General features: G+C 56.6%; 11 protein-coding genes. 10 read left to right on the top strand and 1 reads right to left on the bottom strand.

What is annotated here, in order from left to right; genetic code table 11:
• Nucleotides 1–91 precede the first annotated feature (91 nt).
• From ACQE3D_RS07685 to ACQE3D_RS07655, 7 genes are all read left to right on the top strand, one after another.
• Nucleotides 92–3,943 carry a PAS domain S-box protein gene (locus ACQE3D_RS07685; RefSeq protein WP_427551496.1) on the top strand — a complete coding sequence of 1,284 codons (3,852 nt, stop codon included), beginning with the start codon at nt 92–94 and terminating at the stop codon, nt 3,941–3,943.
• 344 nt (nt 3,944–4,287) lie between these two features.
• Entirely contained in the window at nt 4,288–5,316 is a 1,029-nt protein-coding gene (gene mtnA / locus ACQE3D_RS07680; protein WP_064029898.1) for an S-methyl-5-thioribose-1-phosphate isomerase, read from the top strand.
• The gene (cysZ, locus tag ACQE3D_RS07675; protein ID WP_427551494.1) at nt 5,313–6,053 is read left to right on the top strand and encodes a sulfate transporter CysZ; all 741 of its coding nucleotides are present in this window, start codon (nt 5,313–5,315) and stop codon (nt 6,051–6,053) included. The genes mtnA and cysZ overlap by 4 nt, the downstream gene beginning before the upstream one ends.
• Nucleotides 6,054–6,065: 12 nt before the next feature.
• Nucleotides 6,066–6,767 (top strand): fluoride efflux transporter CrcB, encoded by a 702-nt coding sequence (crcB, locus tag ACQE3D_RS07670; RefSeq protein WP_071157389.1) that lies wholly within the window; start codon nt 6,066–6,068, stop codon nt 6,765–6,767.
• Nucleotides 6,755–7,069, top strand: coding sequence for a DUF190 domain-containing protein (locus tag ACQE3D_RS07665; RefSeq protein WP_427551492.1), 315 nt, complete (start codon nt 6,755–6,757; stop codon nt 7,067–7,069). The genes crcB and ACQE3D_RS07665 overlap by 13 nt, the downstream gene beginning before the upstream one ends.
• A 255-nt stretch (nt 7,070–7,324) precedes the next feature.
• The gene (locus ACQE3D_RS07660) at nt 7,325–7,546 is read left to right on the top strand and encodes a DUF1289 domain-containing protein (RefSeq protein WP_427551491.1); all 222 of its coding nucleotides are present in this window, start codon (nt 7,325–7,327) and stop codon (nt 7,544–7,546) included.
• Between the two features lie 530 nt (nt 7,547–8,076).
• Nucleotides 8,077–9,969 (top strand): ATP-binding response regulator, encoded by a 1,893-nt coding sequence (locus ACQE3D_RS07655; protein WP_427551489.1) that lies wholly within the window; start codon nt 8,077–8,079, stop codon nt 9,967–9,969.
• Here ACQE3D_RS07655 and ACQE3D_RS07650 read toward each other — a convergent pair.
• Entirely contained in the window at nt 9,914–10,594 is a 681-nt protein-coding gene (locus ACQE3D_RS07650; RefSeq protein WP_427551488.1) for a response regulator, read from the bottom strand. The genes ACQE3D_RS07655 and ACQE3D_RS07650 overlap by 56 nt on opposite strands.
• Nucleotides 10,595–10,961: 367 nt before the next feature.
• On the opposite strand from ACQE3D_RS07650, the gene ACQE3D_RS07645 reads away from it, so the two are divergent.
• The 3 genes from ACQE3D_RS07645 to ACQE3D_RS07635 all read left to right on the top strand — a co-directional run bounded on the left by ACQE3D_RS07645 (nt 10,962) and on the right by ACQE3D_RS07635 (nt 16,740).
• A complete protein-coding gene (locus ACQE3D_RS07645; protein WP_427551487.1) occupies nt 10,962–13,364 on the top strand; it encodes a hypothetical protein in 2,403 nt (800 codons plus the stop codon).
• Nucleotides 13,365–13,588: 224 nt separating this feature from the next.
• Nucleotides 13,589–14,470 (top strand): hypothetical protein, encoded by an 882-nt coding sequence (locus tag ACQE3D_RS07640; protein WP_427551486.1) that lies wholly within the window; start codon nt 13,589–13,591, stop codon nt 14,468–14,470.
• 197 nt (nt 14,471–14,667) lie between these two features.
• Nucleotides 14,668–16,740, top strand: a complete 2,073-nt coding sequence (locus ACQE3D_RS07635) for a S8 family serine peptidase (RefSeq protein WP_427551485.1) — start codon at nt 14,668–14,670, stop codon at nt 16,738–16,740.
• The last annotated feature ends 158 nt before the right edge of the window (nt 16,741–16,898 follow it).

The raw sequence follows: 16,898 nt of genomic DNA, 5'->3' as shown, positions 1-16,898 counted from the left end.
TCTCTAGCGCCGTCCCGCCTCGGATATTCCCGGCCGGGCGCGGCGAAACCTGGCCGCGCCGCAATCCACTCGGCGCGCTGGTGAGTGGGATATGAAAGCGGTAAGGCTGTCGGACTGGTTGATCGGTTTCGGCATCGCGGGGCTTTATGCGTTGAGCGGCCGACTGTCCCTGCTGTATTTCTCCACCGTCAGCGTCGCCAGCGTGCTGTTTTTGCCCAGCGGTCTGGCGCTGGCGACGATACTTCTCGGCGGCCACCGTTATTTGTGGGCGCTCGGGCTCGGTGCGCTGAGTTTAAATCTGTGGCAAGGCCAACCGCCGGCTATCGCGCTGGCCATCTCGGCCGGTAGCATTGCCAGCGCCGGCTTGGGCGCTTATCTGCTGCGGCGAATCGACGGATTCGACCGCCGCATCCTCAACCTCGCCGATTATTTGTTATTGATCGGCTTCGGCGGACTGGCGTGTACGCTGTCGGCGCTAGTCGGCGCTAGCTGCCTATTGATCAACGGCGTAGTCGATACGGCCGGTTTCCGGATCGCGTTGTTGCACTGGTGGTTGGGCGACACGCTAGGCACGATACTGGTCGCGCCGCTGATTCTGGTCTGGCGGGACGGTCTTCGCCTACCGCGCCGCGTCAAGCCGGTCGCCGAAGCCTGCCTGATTCTGGGCTTGAGCGCGCTGGCCGGCCAAATCGTATTTTTAAACTGGTTTCAGGACAACTTGGGCGAATATGCCAAAACGCCGTGGATTTACTTGTTGGTTAGTTGGGCGGCGGTCAGGGTCGGACCGAGAACCACGACCCTGATTCTCGCGGTCATCGCGATGCAAGCCATGGTCGGCATGAACGGACACCATTGGGAAATTTACCAAAACCGGCCGATCGGCCAACCGGAAATCAATTACTGGCTGTTCATGTCGGTACTGTCGGTGATCGGCATGGCCTTGGCCAGTTATTTTTCCGAACGCCAACGGGTGCTCGACGCCTTGGCCGAACACCGCGAACTACTGCGCACCCTACTCAGGGCCATGCCGGACAAAGTCTGGTTCAAGGACCCCAACGGCACCTATCTGCTCTGCAACGCCAGTTTCGAAGCCCTATTCGGCGCCGACGAAGCCAGCATCGTCGGCAAGACCGACTACGATTTCGTCGACGTCGAACTCGCCGACTTTTTTAGGGAACACGACTTCAAAGCCGTCGCCGCCGGCAAACCGATGATCAACCAGGAATGGCTGACCCTGGCCGACGCCAGCCACACCGGGCTATACGAAACCATCAAAACCCCGGTGACGACCGCCGACGGCAAGCTACTCGGCGTATTGGGCATGGCGCGCGACATCACTCAGTTGTACCAAGCGCAACGGGCCCTGGACCGGCGCATTCAAGAGCAAGCCTGCTTACACGCGGTGTTTCGCGCCACCGAAAATTTGAACCTGCCGTTGCCGGACGTGCTGCAAGCGGCTGTCCAGGAACTACCGGCCGGTTGGCCTTACCCCGATTTCGCGGTCGCGGCGATACGCTGGCGAGATCTCACATTTCGCAGTGGCGACTGTTCGGCCGACGCAGCTTGGATCAGCGCCCCGATCCGCGTCGGGACGTTGAGCGACGGCGAAGTTAGCGTCGCCTACGCGATACCGCCGCCCACCCCGGCCGACGCCCCAGCGATGCTGGCCGAAGAGCAACAGTTGCTGAATGCGGTCGCCGAGCGGCTCGCTTCGACGATAGAACGCCGCCAAATCGAGGAAAAATCGCGTAAGCGCGAGAAAATCTTTCGGGCCATCGTTTCGCAAGCCTCGGACGCCATCATGCTCATCGATGCCGAGACGCTGGCTTTCGTCGAATTCAACGACGCCGCCTGCGAAAACCTCGGTTACAGCCGCGACGAATTCGCCAAACTGCGCCTGCCGGATATCCAAGCCGACGCCGCGCCAATGCTGGAAAGGCTAGCTCCGACCGAGGGCCGGGACGCCCGGCAATTCGACACGCTCAGCCGTTGCAAGGACGGTAGTCCGCGCGATGTTCACGTCAGCGTCCAAGCGATTCAAATCGAAAATCGGCCGATGTTATCGCTGATCTGGTCGGACATTACCGAACGCAAATCGATAGAAGCGCAATTTCGCAATTTGTTCGAGCACAACCCAGCGCCGATGCTGATTTACGAGCGCGGCACGTTAAAGCTGGTGGCGGTCAACGACGCCTTCACCGCGCTGTACGGCTACCGAGCCGACGAAGCGCAACACCTGCTGCTGACCGACTTGTTCGACGCCACGCAGAGACCCAAGATCATCGAGCTCGCCGCCAAACTGCGCGGGTTCGCCAATACCGGCGAATGGCAACATCTGCGCAAGGACGGCAGCGCGGTACCGGTCGTGGTCAGTTCGCACGACATCATCTTCGCCCACCATAGCTGTCGAGTCGTGGTGATTACCGACATCGGCGAACTCAAGCGGGCCGAAACCGAGCTGCGTAATTACCGCGATCATCTGGCCGACTTGGTGCGTTCGCGTACCGCCGAACTGGAACTCGCCCGCGAGGAAGCCGAAAGCGCCAATCGCGCCAAGAGCGCTTTCCTGGCCAATATGAGCCACGAAATCCGTACCCCGATGAACGCGATTCTGGGCATGGCTCACTTGCTGCGCATGGAGATAACCCAACCCAGCCAACGCGATAAGCTGGAAAAAATCAGCGTGGCCGGCAAGCACTTGCTCGGTTTGATCAACGATATCCTCGATCTGTCGAAAATCGAGGCCGAACGCATGACCTTGGAGAAAACCTCGCTGAATATCGCCGCGATCGCCGATCACGCCTGCAGCATCGTCGGCGAGCGCGCCGCCGCCAAACGCCTGAGCTTGACCCACGAAACCGATCCGCCGCTGAACACCTTGATACTGCTCGGCGATCCGTTGCGCATCTGCCAGATCTTAATCAACTATCTGAGTAATGCCGTCAAATTCACCGAACAGGGCCGGATCGTGCTGCGCAGCCGCCTGCAATCGTGCGACGAGCACCAATGCTGGGTGCGTTTCGAAGTCGAGGACAGCGGTATCGGCATGACGCCGGAACAGTGCGCGCGGGTATTCAACGCTTTCGAGCAGGGCCAATCCTCGACCACCCGCCGCTACGGCGGCAGCGGCTTGGGCTTGGCCATCAGCCGCCACTTGGCGCGGATGATGGCCGGCAACGTCGGCGTCGACAGCCAACCGGGCCAGGGCAGCACCTTTTGGTTCGAAGTTCCGCTGCAACGCGAGCTGAACCCTAGCGCGCCGATCGCCCAAGTGCCGGCGCCCGATTTCCGTCGCTCGGCCGAGATTTTGTTGGTCGAGGACAACGATATCAACCAAGAAGTCGCCAAGGCCTTGCTGGAAAGCGTCGGCTTGCGAGTCGACGTGGCCGAGCACGGCCAACAAGCACTGGAAATGGTCGAGCTACGCCGCTACGACCTTATTTTAATGGACATGCAGATGCCGGTTATGGACGGCCTGCAAGCCACCCGCTTGATTCGGAACACCGACCACGGCCGCGAGCTACCCATCGTGGCGATGACCGCCAACGCCTTCGAGGAAGACCGCCAAGCCTGCCGCGACGCCGGCATGAACGATTTTCTGGCCAAGCCCTTCGATCCGGACCTGTTGTTCGATGTGTTGCGACGCTGGATTCCCGCCGCCGGCACCAGCGCCCGCGACGTCGATCCGCCGGCGGCGGCCGCGCCGATTTCGCTCGACACCTTACGCGAGCGGCTGCGGGAACTGGCGATATTGCTGGCGGGCGGCAATTTGAAAGCCGCCGACGCTTGGCGCGACCTCAAGCCGGCGCTGGCCCGCGTGGTCGCGGCCGAAGCAATCCAAACCATGGACCCATTGGTCGAAAAATACGATCTGCCGCGGGCCTTGCACTATTTACGGGGTTTAATAGCGCAATATCCCGGCCTGGACGACGAAAGCGGTTAAAGTGGGCCCTCCGCGCCCGGTCAAGCCGAACGCCGGCCTATCGAAGCGGGCCGGAATCGGCTTAAAATAGTCGAAACGCTCAGGTAAAATCATCGACTTCCCGAACCGTTGCCTGACGACAGCGACTAAATTCTGCTTTGTCGGATTTGTTCAAGACCGTCATGCCTGTGGGGAAACGGGCATCCCGTGCCATGGAGGGTAGGCTTAAATCCATTCATGGAGTCCGGGTTCGCTCCGCGCTCTAACGCGTCCGGCAATCCATGCCGGAATGACAATGCTTATTGAATAATCTGACAAAGTAGATCTAAGCCAAGCCCCCTTTTCCGACAACATACATCTTACGCATGAGCTCTCAATTATCGGTACAAGCCCTACAGTGGACCGGCTCCAGTCTGAACGTCTTGGATCAACGGGCCTTACCGGCGCATATCCGTTACGACGAATACCGCGATGCCGCCGGCGTGGCCGACGCGATCGTGTCGATGCGGGTGCGCGGCGCGCCGGCCATCGGCATCGCCGCCGCCTACGGCGTCGTACTGTCGGCCAAATATCACTACCCGGACCCGACCTGGCAAGACAAAGTCGCCCGCGACATCGACCTGCTGGCCGCATCGCGGCCGACCGCCGTCAATCTGTTCTGGGCACTGGCGCAAATGCGCGACGTGCTGGCCGCCGCGCCCGCCGACCCGCTCGCGGCGCTCGCCGCCAAAGCCGAAGCCATCCATGCCGACGACATCGCCGCCAATTATGCGATGGGCGAACGCGGCGCCGATTTAATCGGCGGGGCTTGCTCGGTACTGACCCATTGCAATGCCGGCGCGTTGGCCACCGGCGGTTACGGCACCGCGCTGGGCGTGATCCGCAGCCTGCACCGGCGCGGTCAGATTAACAAAGTCTACGCCGACGAAACCCGCCCCTGGCTGCAAGGCGCCCGGTTGACGGTTTGGGAACTGGCCCAGGACGGCATTCCGGCCACGCTGATCGCCGACTCGGCGGCGGCCTGGTTGATGAAGTCAGGCAAAATCGACTGGATTGTGGTCGGCGCCGACCGGATCACCGCCAACGGCGACGTCGCCAACAAAATCGGCACCTATTCGCTGGCGGTGCTGGCCAAACGCCACGGCGTCAAGTTGATGGTGGCCGCGCCCTCCTCCACGCTGGACCTGAGTCTGGCGACCGGCGACGCGATCGAAATCGAAGAACGCAATCCCAACGAATTGCTGGCCGATTGCTATTTGGGCGGCGATTCGCTAGTCGGCGCCTGGAATCCGGTATTCGACGTAACGCCGGCCGAATTGATCACCGCCATCGTCACCGAACGCGGTGTCGTCGTCGATCCCGGCCTGCACGGGGTAAGGAGTTTGGCGCCATGAACGCTATCCGCGACGCTAACAGCCCGCTGCTGGCCGTCGGCTGTTTGCTGGACGGCCTGAAATTACTGACCCGCGCCGAACTGCGCCAGTATTTGCTGATTCCGCTGTTGATTAATACGGTGCTGTATACCGGCGCCTTCATCCTCGGCTATCACTCGGTGTCCGCGCTGATCCACCAAGCGATTCCCGACTGGCTATCCTGGTTGAGCTGGATACTATGGCCGTTGTTTTTTATCAGTTTCTTGCTGATCGGCTTCTTCACGTTCACGCTGGTCGCCAATTTGATCGCCGCGCCCTATTACAGCCGCCTGTCCGCCAAAACCTTGTCTCTGTTGCACGGCCACGCGCCGGTCGCGGCCGACGCCGGCTGGGACCGGGTGTTTTTCGGCGAACTGAAGCGCATCGGCTATCTGTTGCTGCGGGTGCTGCCGCTATTGGTGCTGTTTCTGATTCCGGTGGTAAATCTGATCGCGCCGGTGCTGTGGGCGGCGTTCGCGGCCTGGGGCATCGCGATGGAATTCATCGCCTATCCACTGGAAATGCGCGGCCAAACCTTCGACGCGCAAAAGCGCTTCATGCAACAGCGGCGCTGGAGCATGTTGAGCTTCGGCGCACTGACCGGCCTGGGCCTGACGCTGCCCATCGTCAATCTGGTGATGGGCCAGACCGCAGTGATCGCCGCGACCTTGTACGTGGACCGGGTCTTGCCGCCGGCCGGCAGCGACGAAGCGAGCTGACGGACCTCGGCGATGCAGCAAATCCTGGCCATTGCCCTGGGCGGTTCGATCGGCGCGGTCAGCCGGTTTTTACTGGCGAACGCGATCTACGGGCTGCTAGGGCGCGGCTTTCCGCACGGCACGCTGTTCATCAACGTGTCCGGCTCGTTTTTGATGGGGTTTCTGACCGAATTGATGCTGCAACGTTTTGCGCTGGCGGTCGAATGGCGGGCCGCCATCCTGGTCGGATTCCTGGGCGCCTACACCACTTTTTCGACCTTCGCCATCGAAACCCTGTACCTGTTCGAGGCCGGCAGTTTACTGAAGGCTTTCCTAAATATTTTACTGAGCACCGTATTGTGCCTGGTGGCCTGCTGGGTAGGCCTAATCTGGGGCCGCACCTTGTTCGCCGACGCCTTATATCCCTGGCTGGGCCACGGTCTGCGCTACGGCGAAATGGCGCTGGCACTTTTGTTGGCCTTGCTGATTGCCACCGCCACCGAATGGTTGTTGCAAAGGGGCGCATACTCGGCCGAATGGCGAGCCGCGATTTACGTCGTGCTGCTAGGGCTATTGACCGTGGTCTCGACGCTGAGACTGACGTTGGGATTGCCTGAGATTCGCCTGGAGTTCCAGGGCTTGTTGAGTTTGTTCGTCGTCAATGCGATGCTCGGCGTCGCGACGGTCTGGTTGGGTTCGCGCTTGGGGAATTGGCTATGGCAATGGAAACCGTAACGTTGGCGCGGATTTACCTGCGCGAGGGCGAGCACCTGCTGGCCCGGTTGTTGGATACTTTACGCGACGAAAGCGTCCGCGGCGTCACGGTGCTGCGCGGCATCGCCGGCTTCGGCGCCGACCGGGAAATCCGCACCGCCGCGCTGGCCGATCTGGCGCTGGACCTGCCGTTGGTGGTCGAGTTTTACGACAACCCCGAGCGCGTTACAGCGATACTCGCCCATCTGGAAATTCAAGGCGGCTTGGCGCACATCGTCAGTTGGCCGGTGACCTTGCACACGCCGGAAGCGGACGCGCGTTAAGCCCCCCTAACGGTCATGAAACCGTTACATCCAGCCGGCGAATGAAAGTCAGTGGCGTAGGAGTGGCTTTAGCCGCGATCGACAGCGCCTCCACACCGGATTTCGGGGACGCCTTGCTTGGTAGCGATCGCGGGCTGCCTTTGTTCGTATGAACGCGTGCTCGATAACCGCTACAGACGCGACCCTGAGCGCCGGTCAAAGTGCCCAATCCCGGAACTCGATTCACCAACCTTCAATCTTTGAACAGGACAGACCATGAAATACAACCCTTGTATCGACCAATGCACCAGCGACGGCAGCCATTGCCAAGGCTGCGGCCGTTCGCATCAGGAAATCGCCGACACCAAGAAACTGGTCAAATCCATCGTCGAATTCGTGCAACAGCAACAATACGACAATCCGGAAGACTTCGTGGCCAAGATAGGCAAAAGTGTATTGAAGAAACTCGCCAAGGCCGCCGAGGAAAACGCCGGCTAACGCGGCAAGTTCGGCCGCTGTAATTTTTGACGGCCGCCAGGCGTGCTGTAGAAAAATTGGTAGTGTTGGAGCGGCACTAGCCGCTCTGACAGGCACCTTTGAAAATTCAATCCACATTCGGCGCTTGGGCTCGGTAAAACGCTTCGGCGACTGTCGGAGCGGCTTCAGCCGCGATTGCGGGCGGTGAGGTTTGTTTAACGAGAGTAACGTTGAGCCGTTACGTTAGGTTTTTTGCGGGGGTGAGAAAGTCGTTGTCGCCCACCCGAGGCACCTTTCGGCAACCACGATCCGCGCACGTCCCCTCGTCCGTCAGCCAGCACACCACGTTTACCGGCGACATCGGTGTCGCGCTGCAAAAGCCAGCCGTTAAGTGTAGCCGAGGAATGCTATAGTTTCCCTGTTAGATTTTCACAATTGCCAAATCCGTCCGGACTAGGGAAAATGCCGCACGCATGAAAAATAACAATCAGCGCGGCTAGCCGGCTTTCTCATTCGTCAGCACACGCCGCCGAGCACTCGGAAATGGCGGCATGCAAAAATTCAACCATTATCAAAATCTAGCCAACCTCGCTTTTTTCAGAGCGCCCGCCAGACCTGGATTTTCCGCAGTCTTCAAGGCCTGTTGCGACGCGGTAAGTGCCGGTCATTTGTTTGCGTTTCCCAAATTCGACACTGCTTCCGAACAGGAATTTTGGCTGGAACGTTACCAGGTTTTATTAGCCCCGTTGAAATGGGCGCTGTTACTCGGTGCCAGCGCCTTCCTGGCCTATATCCTGCTGGATTTACACACCGGCGCCGACTCGATCGCCAATGCCCTGCCGCGAATGCCCATCGTCGCGGTACTGATCGGCTTGTTCGCTTACTTGCAAACTCACGGGGACGCCGTCCGCCAAATTAATACCATCGCTAAGTGGAGCGCCGGCCTGTCGGCCGCGAATTTGCTAATCCTGTTCCTCATCGACGGCAAAGCGGCCGATTACCCATCGACCTGGCCCTGTTTACTGCCGATGTACTTTTTTAGTTACGGACAAATGTTCATGTCCTTGCGCGCGACGATCGGCTTCGGCTGGTCCACGTCGATTGCGATGCCGTTGGCCGGTCACCTCCTGGGTGTCGGCGCGGCGGACCTGATCTCGTCAATGATTAACCTGATCATCGTCAACCTGTTTGGGGTCTGCACCCGTTGTCAGCTCGAAGCCTACGCCCGCAAGTCCTTTAGGGAAAAACGCAATGCCCAGCAAAACGCCGACGACAAGGCCCGCTTCCTCGAACAAATCGGCCACAACTTGCGCCAACCCCTCCAGGCCTTGAACTGTTATGCCTCAGTGATGGAAACCGCCTGCAGCGAGCCGGCGCAAGCGCATTTAAGCCCGCTGGCCAATCGCATGGGCCTGGCCATCGACGAATTGAGCCGCACCATCAATCACATCTTTCAAATCGCCAACGTCGAAAACGGCAAGCAAATCCCGCAACTCGCCAATGTCGATATCAATGTCTTTCTCGCCGGCCTGGAAACGCAATTCGCCCCGCAAGCGGCGGCGCGAGGCTTGCGTTTAAAAGTCCGGCTACGCCGCAAGGCTCCGTACAACGTGTATACCGACTACACCATCCTGGCGCAAATCGTCGGCAACCTAATCGACAACGCCATCAAATACACCCGCACGGGCTGGATCAGCGTGACGGCGGTCAACATCGGCGCCGGCCGGCTAAAACTGCATATCCGCGACAGCGGCTCGGGGATACCGGCGGAACTGCGCGACAAAATCTTCGAAGACGCGGTGCGCGGTAAGCTCGGGCGCGAAAACGACGCCAAAACCCAGGGGCTGGGGATAGGCTTGTATTATGCGTCCACGATGATTCAGCATCTGCCGAATCACGGCATGGACTTGTATTCGCGCCCCGGCGTCGGCAGCGATTTTCAAGTCTATCTGCCGGTCGCCCGCCAGCAAGACATCAAGGCCAACGAGCCACCGGTGGTCGGCGATTTCAGCGGCCGCTACGTCTTGATTGTCGACGACGACGCCAAAGCCCTCGACGGCCTGGCCTGCCAACTGCAAAGCTGGGGCTGCGAAGTGCAAACCGCCTCGTCGTTGGCCGACACCCAAATGACGCTGGCCGACAATCTGGCGATTCCGGATCTGTTAATTACCGACTTTTATTTGAAGCAACACGAAACCGCCCACGACATCATCGCCGCCGTTCAGGCCGACTGCGGCCCGGTCCCGATCTTAATCCTATCGGCTGGCGGCATCTCCGCACCAGACAAGGCGCGTTGGCCCGCCAACACAGGCCTATTGCGCAAACCGGCCAATCCCCAGGCGCTGATGGAAGCGATGCTACGCACGATGGGCGACGCGCCGGATCAGCCTAGCTATTGCCCACTCCCGGCTTACCAAACACAATCCCTCGCACAAACAGCTTGACCAGCAACTCGGTACGCCGGGTTACGCCGAACTTCAAAAAAATCGGCCGCAGGTGGTTGCGGACGGTTTGCTCTTGAATCGCCAATTGCAACGCGATTTGCTTGTTGCTGTAGCCGCGCGCGATCCAGCGCAAAATGTCGAACTCGCGCGGCGTCAAACCCAGACTGGCCGGGTCGGTGATCGGAGCCAGTCCGCTCGGCGCACCGGCGTCGCCGGCCGGCGTCTCGCCGGTCACCGTCGCAGGCAGATACACTCGGCCGGACAACAAATCACGCATGGCCTCGACAAACCCTTGCCGGGAAATCGTCTTGACCACGAAGCCCATCGCCCCCGACTTCAAGGCCTGGAACACCAAGTCCCGATCGCCGACCCCGGAAAACATCACCACGCACAGCTCCGGGAAATCCTCCTTCAGTTTCGCCAATCCCTCCAAACCGCTGCAATCCGGCAGTTGCAAATCCAACAACACCAAATTCAACGGCTGCGCGCGCGCGATAGCCAAGCCGGCAGCGAAACTCTCCGCCTCGAACACTTGCACGTCCGAATAGATCTGCTTCAACAAACACGCCACCCCTTCCCGCGCGCAGAAGTGATCGTCGATCAACAAAATATTCACAGTCTTCATCCCCATGGCAAGCCTGATGGACGGATTGTAACCCCGGACAGCCCGCAATAGACCCAGTACATTTGTACTAGTACGGAAAACAAGTGGCTTGATGAGACATTTTGGAGTGAAAATCCGTATGTCCTAGTTCTCAATATATTTATCAAAGCGCAAATAAACTCAAATGACGCCACGACCTCATGATAGATGATTGAATTTATTGAACCGATATTAACAAAAATTTTGAAGTACAAAAATAAAATAATTTCCAGGATGAATTTAAAAACACAGTTTAACAGCGAGCTTTCGACCAACAAAGTCCGACAACCAATTCTAAATAAATATTACCTTAAGTTTATCCGAACGCCTTAAAATATTAAGAAAACTCATGAGCATCCGACATCTTTTTAAGTTTGCACTTTCTGCATTTCTATTAACATCTACTTCAATAGGTCGACCTGAATCCTCCATCGATGAAATCAAAGAGCATCTTGACAGCGCTGCCGAAGCACTCGACAACCTGCGTAGTATGAATGATGAATTCGGCGAGGTGGTCATGTCTTATCCGATTTTAGGTAAAAGTCAAAGTAGTAACAACTTCGATTTAAAGAAAGACAGTAAAGAGTATTTGGAAGAAGCCAAAAAAATATCTCAAGGCGGTGCCGCGCATATGTTGATGATGGCAAATGTCATCGCTGGTTCATTGCAAGTCAAAAATAACTCCATGATCGGCCAGCAATTCCAGACGGATTTACAGCAACACCAAAGCTCAGAGTCGGCACTAGATCAATACAAAATCAAAAAAATGGCGATTTGCGATGAAAGAAAAGCCCAATATATAGATGAAAGCGACCCTGATAAAAAAGAAACTAAATTAAAAGCCTGGGACGATTGTTTAACCAATCTAAAACCAGTTTCAGCAACGGCACCCGGTCGAGATGCGACAACGCCGGTTGATCCCAAAGACCCCAAATTTGCAGATGAAGCTAAAGCGACATTAAAAGACAGTACCTTGGTTAAGGCGCCTGGAACGCTGTTGCCGAGCGATCTTCAATTATCCATCAGCAATCGCGATGCGCTACATATCGCGGCTGGCGACAAAGCAGTCGAAACCGCCTACCGCATTCTTGGCGATCCCGCAATGGCAAACCAATTCAAAGGCAAGGTATTACTTATTGCATCCTCAATGGTCTCTGTCAATCCCGGCTGGCGGACGCGAGAGGGGTTTTTCGCCCGATTATCAGCCGAAATGAAAATTGAGTATACGCCCGCGAGTTATCAGGCAAAACAGCAGTTTATTAATCAAAATCAGGTTCCTTGTGACGTACGAAAAATGGTCAAAAGCACATGGAATATTGTGGAAGATAAGGCGCCGCAAGACTCTAAAAAAACAGAATCAACGGGTTCAGAAGGTGCAAATACTAAAAATGCAAAACAATATATTGATAACTGCAATACCTCAACGACTCTCGAATATTTTCCAAATGAATACATTTTGTCAGAAAATGAAGATCATTGGCCTCATCCACTAATTGCTGCTGTTTCTCCGTTGACGGCCAGCCAAACACTGGATCTGAGCAATTCAGAGCGTGATGTTATGGAGTTTTCCTTAGCTCTTGCCGGTATTTTAAAAGAAATGAACCTGGAAGGACAGGCCAGTATATTCGAACAATTTGTACGAAGCAATCAAAACGATAGCAGAACACGAACGGTGAATACTATTGTCAATTCTTATAGTATTAATGGTGGTCAATTCGGCTATCAAATTGCACCGCAATTTGTGGGACTGGATGTGCAAGGAGAGAATGAAAAAAGCGCTAATCTTTTGCAGCCTCAATCCTTTCCGGTATTGCTGTTAATCGGCCTTGATCAGAATGACTTGAATCTCCGGATCAAGAAATGTGTCGATAAAGACCCTGACGGAGAAAACTCTTGTAAGCAACAAGGTTCAGGTCCTGATAAATGGAAAATAATGGAGCCACATCTAGCAATGAAACAAAACTTCGATTGGCGAAGAGCAGACAGTTACGGATTTTGGGGAACAATTGGCAATTTCTTTTTTGATCCAGGCTATTACTTCTTTAGCAAAGACAAATCATCGGATCAGATGAACATATTATACGAATTAAATAAAAAATACATAAAATTTCAGGATGACTACAAAAACTTGCAAAATAAGGCGAACGATTTCTGTAAGGAAAACAAAGACAATGAAAAATGTAATGAACTTAAGGGAGAGATGGCGATACTGTCCCGTAGCAATAACTTCCTCACCAGTAAATTTTGGACTCAGAAATGGCCTTTAGCCAGCATAAGCATTCAAGATATACCATCAGAGATTTTATTTCCAACACCCCAAGAAGACGCAAAGCCAAAGCCCCAGCCTTATATCACGGAAGTCATACCAAACAAAATACGATTAACCCGCACTGGAAGCAGCATAACAGCAGATAATAGCGAAATACTAATTCTTGGAAGCAACTTAAAGCAATTAGATACTTCTAAGATAGAAGTCGTACCGCAAAGCACCGATTCATTTAAAGTTTCTAGTGCCCCGGATGATAATAAAATTCGAATTGTGGCAACAGTCGCCGAAGGCTCGCCGATTTCCTTCAAAATCCCTATCAAACCTGATAATAAAAACTTCTTATTCACGGCGCCTATAAAAGTGGAAATTATTGACGTAAAGCCGCAAGCATCCCCCACAACCGACAAGCCCGCGACTAACAAAATTACCGGCTCCATACAGGTACCTATATCAATGGATGTGCCACGTAGCTCAGCCAACTGATTACCAGATTTTTGGATGGTACGCTCTATCTTTTTTAGAATCTTGCTCTGATATACAGGATGTTTACATTTGCTAAAACTTGTTGAGGAACTTATCAACCTAGCAATTAACCCATGAGGTGGAACGCGTCAGCGGTTCCACCAAACGATACGTTCCACACATTAGCGGACCGCCTGTCGGCATCCGCCCTACGGCCATGCTAACCAACTACAAAGAGGCTCATCATGTCATTAGGTTTCTATCGTTTAATCAAAGGCCGTCTGGTTGTTCGGCAGCGGCAGTCGCCGGATGGGGACAGCATGCGTTTTATTGCCAACGACATGTCGCTGTTCGAGGGACTGCCGCACTTCGCGCCGCCCAGTGTGGCCGGCGGCGAGGAGAGTTATCAACTCCGTTTTCAGGCCATCGACACGCCGGAGCTGCATTACGGCGGTGCGGCGCAACCCCAAGGCATGGAAAGCCGCAACGGGCTTTTGAGGTGGCTGGGTGTCGATCCAGCGGAATGGAATTGGAGTGTCGCGCCCAGCGGCTTCGCGTGGGAAACCGAGGCGGCGATACTGTGCGACGGCTTCGAAGGCCACGGCAGACCTATCGCCTTCGTGCTGCGGGAATTGGACGACGATGACGGCGCCGATATAAAACTCACCGAAGCCCTGCTCAGCAAAACCTACAACTATCACGCCGTCAAAACCGGACTTACATACTTGGGTCTGTATTCGGGCGGACTATCGTTCGATATTCAGTCCAAGTTGATCGCCACTTATAAGAAAGCCAAGACTGCCAAATTAGGGCTCTGGAAATTGGACCGAACCAAGCGGTTTACCGTTACCCGTCTGGAGGATCTGGAGCCCGAGCAAGGCAGTTTGATTTATCCGAAGATTTTCCGGCGCTGCGTAGACGCCTTGCGCTGGGCCGGCGGCGAATTCGAGCCGGGCCGCGACCTGGACGATTTTCTAGCGGAATTGCAGAGAGAGGACGACCAGTTAATTGCCCATGTCAGCCACGGCGGCCGACTCAAGAGCCGGCTCAGTCAGGTGCTGGAGCAGGTCAATAATCAGATTAGGATAGAAGTTGATCTGAACACGGTGGAGTTTGTGTCGAAGTAACAAAAAACCAGCTCTGGCAAAACGGAATACTTTAGCGGCTAGCGTTTCCACCGCGTGATTTGATCGATGAAGCGGCGGAACGCCTATCGCCGCCCGCTTTACCTTTCCAAAGGCTGCGTTTCGATAAGCAATCAAAAATTCTCTCGGTGTCAGCCGTAGCAATGCGTTAACGCAAATTTCTTTTCGAGGAGTCCACCATGCCCACCATCCACTTCGGCAGTAAAAACGAGCCCGGATTCGATCTGGAAGCCGGCGACGATTTAATCGCGGTGCGGACCCGGAGCGGCCGATCGATCACTCAAAGCAGAGGCGCCGTGCCCAACCCCAATTCGGCTCAGTTGAATGATGGCGTGTTGGTGGCGGCCTACCCCGACGTCGGCGTCGAGGTGTATCGAGTGCCGCCGACGCGCTCGCTCGGCGAGCGGAAAGCCGCCCTGCGCGCGGCGCCGGACGTGCGCTTCGCCGGTGGGGTGTTGATCGATCCCGGCACCAGCGAGCCGGTGTTGTACACCGAAAACTTGTTCGTCAAATTCGTCGATAGCGCCGACCCGGACGACTGTAGCGCGCTTTTGACCGGCCTCGGTTTGCGGATCAAGGAACAAGTCAGCTACGCCACCAACGCCTACTTCGTCGGCGCTGTCGAAGGCACCGGGCAGAAGGTATTCGATATTGCCAACGAGCTGTTGCAACGCGACGACGTGGAGTATTGCCATCCCGAACTGATCCGGCCACGCACCCGAAAAAGCATTTTCCCGCAACAATGGCATTTGAAAAAAACCAACGTGAACGGTGTGACCATCGACGCCCATGCCAACGTCGAAGCCGCTCATACCCTGACCCTCGGCGACGGTGTGACGATCGCCCTGATCGACGACGGCGTGGACATCGATCACCCAGAGTTTTCCGGCACCGGTAAAGTGGTCGCGCCCAGGGATGTCACCAGCAAGACCGGCGACCCCAGGCCCAAGGACAAGGGCTTTCCGGACGACCACGGCACCGCCTGCGCCGGCGTCGCCTGCGCGAACGGCACGCTCGGCGCGTCGGGCGTTGCCCCCAACGCCCGGTTGATGCCGATTCGGCTGGCGTCCGGCCTGGGCTCGATCGAGGAGGCCAACGCCTTCAAATGGGCCGCCGATCACGGCGCGGACGTGATTTCTTGCAGTTGGGGACCGGCCGACGGCGAGTGGTGGAACCTCGGCGATCCGGCGCACCAGCAAATCACCCGCCTGCCGGCCAGTACCAAATTGGCGATCGACTACGCCGTGACCAACGGCCGCGGCGGCAAGGGCTGCGTGATTCTGTTCGCCGCCGGCAACGGCAACGAGTCGGTCGATAACGACGGTTATGCCAGTTACGACAAACTGATGGCCGTCGCGGCCTGCAACGACCAAGGCAAACGCAGCGTTTACAGCGATTTCGGCAACGCGGTGTGGTGCGCTTTCCCGAGCAGCGACTTGGGGCTGGCGCAATTAAGCCATCCGGAACCGCTGACGCCGGGCATTTGGACCACCGACCGGCTCGGCGCCAAAGGTTACAACGCCGGCAATGTCGCGGACGGCGATGCCGGCGGCAGTTTCACCAACAGCTTCGGCGGTACTTCCAGCGCCTGCCCCGGCGCGGCCGGCGTCGCGGCTTTGGTACTGGCGGTCAATCCCAATCTAAAGTGGTTCGAGGTCAAGGAGTTGTTCAAACGCGCCTGCGACCGGATCGATCCGCAACAAGGCAACTACGACGCCAACGGCCATAGTCCGAAATACGGCTACGGCCGCTTGAACGCGCTGACCGCCGTCAATCTGGCGAAGCCGCAACCCCGTAATAGCGTCAAGGTCAGCCGAGTCTTCGACGCGCCGATACCGGACCTGCGAACGGTTGAGTTCACGCTGGCGGTCGCCGACAACTCGCCGGTGGAAGCCATCGCGGTATCGGTGGACATCAAGCATAGCTACATCGGCGATCTGCTGATCGCGATCCTGCCGCCGGCCGGCACCGGCGTGAAACCGATCGTGTTGCACAATCGAGCCGGCGGCGCGACCAAAAATCTAAAGAAGACCTACGACAAAAGCACCGCGCCCGATCTGGCCAAGTTGTTGGGCAAGGATTGCACGGGAAATTGGACCTTGCACATCGAGGACAAGGCGCCCCGAGACATCGGCACGCTGGTGTCGTTTGGCATTGAGCTAGTATTCGCGCACCCGAGTCGGAACTTGTCGGCAATCGCGGCGGCTGGCCCGGCCGGTAAATCCAAGCGCGTTAAGGGAAAATCAAGTTGATTTGGTCACTTTGGCTCGCGCGACGACGCTTTATCCTAGCTGCAACGGCTTGGGGTAGCGCGAATAAAGGGCAGGATGCCCAGTTCAGCCACCCGCCTCCCGGCCAGCGTCGGTACCCAATAGCTCACGCCGACAAGGCCACTGGCTTTTTTGTAATC

Source organism: Methylomonas sp. MS20 (genome assembly GCF_050275925.1).
Lineage (GTDB): Bacteria > Pseudomonadota > Gammaproteobacteria > Methylococcales > Methylomonadaceae > Methylomonas > Methylomonas koyamae_A.
Note: the sequence above shows the minus strand (reverse complement) of the source record. Positions and strands in the feature narration are given on the sequence as shown.

Coding starts and splice junctions, on each gene's coding strand:
- ACQE3D_RS07655 (WP_427551489.1), top strand. CDS start 8,077: ATGCAAAAATTCAACCATTATCAAAATCTAGCCAACCTCGCTTTTTTC.
- ACQE3D_RS07660 (WP_427551491.1), top strand. CDS start 7,325: ATGAAATACAACCCTTGTATCGACCAATGCACCAGCGACGGCAGCCAT.
- cysZ (WP_427551494.1), top strand. CDS start 5,313: ATGAACGCTATCCGCGACGCTAACAGCCCGCTGCTGGCCGTCGGCTGT.
- ACQE3D_RS07640 (WP_427551486.1), top strand. CDS start 13,589: ATGTCATTAGGTTTCTATCGTTTAATCAAAGGCCGTCTGGTTGTTCGG.
- ACQE3D_RS07685 (WP_427551496.1), top strand. CDS start 92: ATGAAAGCGGTAAGGCTGTCGGACTGGTTGATCGGTTTCGGCATCGCG.
- mtnA (WP_064029898.1), top strand. CDS start 4,288: ATGAGCTCTCAATTATCGGTACAAGCCCTACAGTGGACCGGCTCCAGT.
- ACQE3D_RS07665 (WP_427551492.1), top strand. CDS start 6,755: ATGGAAACCGTAACGTTGGCGCGGATTTACCTGCGCGAGGGCGAGCAC.
- ACQE3D_RS07645 (WP_427551487.1), top strand. CDS start 10,962: ATGAGCATCCGACATCTTTTTAAGTTTGCACTTTCTGCATTTCTATTA.
- ACQE3D_RS07635 (WP_427551485.1), top strand. CDS start 14,668: ATGCCCACCATCCACTTCGGCAGTAAAAACGAGCCCGGATTCGATCTG.
- ACQE3D_RS07650 (WP_427551488.1), bottom strand. CDS start 10,594: ATGAAGACTGTGAATATTTTGTTGATCGACGATCACTTCTGCGCGCGG.
- crcB (WP_071157389.1), top strand. CDS start 6,066: ATGCAGCAAATCCTGGCCATTGCCCTGGGCGGTTCGATCGGCGCGGTC.